The sequence below is a fragment of the Actinotalea ferrariae CF5-4 genome (assembly GCF_000603945.1).
Lineage (GTDB): Bacteria > Actinomycetota > Actinomycetes > Actinomycetales > Cellulomonadaceae > Actinotalea > Actinotalea ferrariae.
Window position 1 is genome coordinate 1 of the sequence record NZ_AXCW01000409.1, and the last position, 2,190, is coordinate 2,190.

Annotated in this window: 4 protein-coding genes; all 4 read left to right on the forward strand. The window is 78.1% G+C overall.

The window, feature by feature from the left end:
• Positions 1–401 (forward strand): FHA domain-containing protein (locus tag N866_RS18295; protein WP_216699490.1); only part of this gene is annotated, 401 nt, incomplete at its 5' end.
• Positions 398–1,471 (forward strand): DUF6177 family protein, encoded by a 1,074-nt coding sequence (locus N866_RS20150; protein ID WP_052023252.1) that lies wholly within the window; start codon positions 398–400, stop codon positions 1,469–1,471. The genes N866_RS18295 and N866_RS20150, both read left to right, overlap by 4 nt.
• Positions 1,464–1,820 (forward strand): hypothetical protein, encoded by a 357-nt coding sequence (locus tag N866_RS22210; RefSeq protein ID WP_216699491.1) that lies wholly within the window; start codon positions 1,464–1,466, stop codon positions 1,818–1,820. Before N866_RS20150 ends, N866_RS22210 begins: the two co-directional genes overlap by 8 nt.
• Positions 1,817–2,190, forward strand: a 374-nt coding sequence (locus N866_RS18310; protein WP_034229428.1) for an EsaB/YukD family protein, incomplete at its 3' end; no start/stop codon positions are given. The genes N866_RS22210 and N866_RS18310, both read left to right, overlap by 4 nt.

Sequence of the window (2,190 nt, forward strand, 5' to 3'; positions counted from 1 at the left end):
CACCGGCGCCGGCCGCCGGTCCGCCTCCGGTGTCGCCGGGGCCGCCCGCGCCGCCGGCCGTCATCGTGCTCGACGACGGGCAGCGCATCGAGGTGCGCACCGTCGCGCTCCTCGGGCGGCGCCCGCAGCCGCGCCCGGACGAGGTCGTCGAGGTGCTCGTGTCGATGGACGACTTCGCGCGCTCCGTCTCCAAGACCCACGCCCGCCTGCGCTGGGACGGGCAGGTCGGCTGGCTCGTGGACCGGGGATCCACCAACGGCACCGCGGTCCAGGACGCGACCGGACGCCGGACCGTCGGGCAGGACCTCGAGGAGCAGGTGCTGCCCGGCCAGCAGGTGCACCTGGGCCACCGCAGCTTCGTGCTCGAGGTCGCGCCGGCCGGGCCGGGCGGGGTCGCATGACCGCTGCCGCGAGCGCCCCGCACCCCGCCGTCGACGCCTCGAACGGCCACGGCGTCCTGACGGAGACGCGTGCCGAGGTCGCCTACCTCAGCGAGGCCCGCGCCGACCTCCTGCTCCAGGCGAGCGCGGCGCGACGCCCGGTGGTCCTGGTCAGCGACGAGGTGACCCGGCTGACCTATCCGCTGCGCGAGGCCCTGCGCGACGCCGGCGGGCACTGGGTCGTGCGGGCGACGGACGGCACCCTGCGCGACGGCTTCGACGGCCGACGCCTCGCGCGCGTCGCCGACGCGGTCTCCGGCGAGCGGGTCGGGTCCGCCGACGACGTCGCCGTGCGCTTCCTGCGTCCGCAGCGCGCCGAGGCCGTGCAGCTCCTCCTGTCCCAGTCGGTGCGTCACAAGGCCGCCCCCACCACGGTGCTCGGCGGCACCGCCGAGCTGCTCACGCAGGAGCTCACCGGCGCCCCGCCGCGGGGTTGGGGAGCGCACGAGCCCGCCGTCGTCGCGTGGGACCGCACGCGGCTCACCGAGCTCGCCCGGGGCCGGATGCCGCGCGAGACGACGGTCATGGTGGCGGGGTCCCCGGAGCGGCCCGTCATCGGCACCATCCGGACCGCCCGCACCGAGCACGGGCTGGAGGAGACGACCCAGCTCCTCGTCGCCGTGGGTGCGCCGGGCAGCGACGAGGCGCGCGCCGTCGTCGACCGCCTGCCGCAGGTCATGGCGGCCTTCGGCGCGCAGCAGCTGCCGCTGTTCGGGCTGGTCCTGGCCCGCACCGGACGGCGGGACCTCACGTTCCCGTCCGTGCTCGAGGCGCCGCCCACGCCGCTCGGGATGCTCGTGGGGCCGCCCGGGGTGCGGGACCTCGGCCTCGACGTCCGCGACCTCGGCGACCGCCTCGGCGCGCGCGTCGTCGGCCGGCCGCGCGTGCCGGGCCTGTACTTCCCGCTCGGCACGTTCACCGAGCCCGGCTGGGCCGCGCTCGACGCCGTCCTCGACGCGCTCGGCCGCGACCGCGTGCGCGCCGTGCTCGGCCAGGCCGGCGGGCCGTGGGAGGGGGTGCTCGGTGGCTGAGCAGCGCCTCGACGAGCAGCGCTCGAACGAGCAGCGCCTGAGTGAGCAGCGCGTCGACGACGCCGTCCTGCTCGAGTCGGTCCGGGTGCACCGCGCCCGCCTGCGGGCCGCGTTCGTCCACGGCGAGCTGCGCGCCCGCCGCACGACCACCGACAACGTCAAGCGCCTCGTCGGCAGCGTCGTCGTGGCCGCCGTCGTCTGCGCCGGGTGCGCGGGGTACTCCTTCTTCCAGGCGAACGCCGGCGCCGCCCGGCCCGGGGCGACGGCCCCGACCACCACGGCGGACGCCACCAGCACGCCGACCACCACCACGCCGGACGCCACCACCGCGACGGAGGCCGCCCCGTGAGCCGCTGGACCCGCCTGACCCTCGTCGGGTCCGCCCGCCGGGCCGACGTCGTCGTCCCCTCCGACGAGGGCTTCGCCGCGATGCTGCCCCCGCTCCTGGACCTGCTCGACGAGCAGCCCGACGGCGCGACCGGGTCGGTGAGCCTCGTCCGGGTCACGGGGGAGCAGGTCGACCTCGCGCAGGACTGCCTCGCCCAGGAGCTGCGCGACGGCGAGGTGCTCCGGGTCGTCCGGGCGGCCCAGGCGCCCCCGCCGCCGGAGGTCGCCGACGTCACCGACGCCACCGCCGAGGAGCTCGCCGCGCGCGCGGACCGCTGGGACACCCGGAGCCGGCACGCGACGGCCGCGACGACAGCGGCGGTCGCGGCGGG

Coding starts and splice junctions, on each gene's coding strand:
- N866_RS20150 (WP_052023252.1), top strand. CDS start 398: ATGACCGCTGCCGCGAGCGCCCCGCACCCCGCCGTCGACGCCTCGAAC.